The organism is Oleiphilus sp. HI0123 (assembly GCF_001635315.1).
In genome coordinates, this window is record NZ_LWGE01000134.1 from 1 (window position 1) to 749 (window position 749).

Below are 749 nucleotides of genomic sequence, written 5' to 3' on the forward strand. Positions count from 1 at the left end.
TTGCGCTGAGTTTGAAGGCGTCGACGAAGTTAAAGCGTTCGCTGGCTGCATCCAATAAGGTGAGTAATTGGTAGGAGCAGTTTTCATCTACAAAATAATAATCAAAATGAACCGTTCTTATTTCCCAGGTGTGTCGGACAAACTGTTCGACCTCTTCTTGTGTCAGGTCTAAAGCGTATTCCCAAACGTCGCGTGACTCCAGGTGGCTGTATTCTTTGACTTTTTCATAGTAGGGGAGAATTGTAAAGACACCGGGGTAGCCACCGGAAAGACCTTTATAGGTAAAGACTAGCTCATTATCGTCAGGGTTGGCATTGGCGGCAAAGTTGATGCTGTAGTCTAGTAGTGCATTACTGCCAGAGGCGCGATCTATACGAATAAAGGTATGTCCAAACATTGAGGAGGGGCTGTTCAGATAGGCCGCCGGGAAGCTTAAGGTTAAGCTTTTAGGGTCGATCTTGGCGAACCAGTCCTCATAATCTGGGCACTTGGCTTCGGGGAAGTTCAATTCAGGGAGTTGTTGTGTTAGCCAATGAAAACGAGCAGGGAACTGGCAAATAAGCTCAAGGTTGCTGCTGTCGCCAGTAAACGCTGCAATATTAGCCTTGAGCTCAGACTTTGGCGAGTACTTTCCGTCTGGAGCGATAAAAAAACTGTCGTCATCAACCTGACTTTCAAATCGCGGAATAAAGCCTATTTGGTGAAAATGAAGAAGGTCGAGCCATTGTTCATTATCCGCTAGGGAAGTA

General features: G+C 46.1%; 1 protein-coding gene. It reads right to left on the reverse strand.

What is annotated here, in order from left to right:
• A partial coding sequence (locus tag A3761_RS01280) for a DUF4105 domain-containing protein (protein WP_156491482.1) occupies window positions 1-749 on the reverse strand: 749 nt, incomplete at both ends.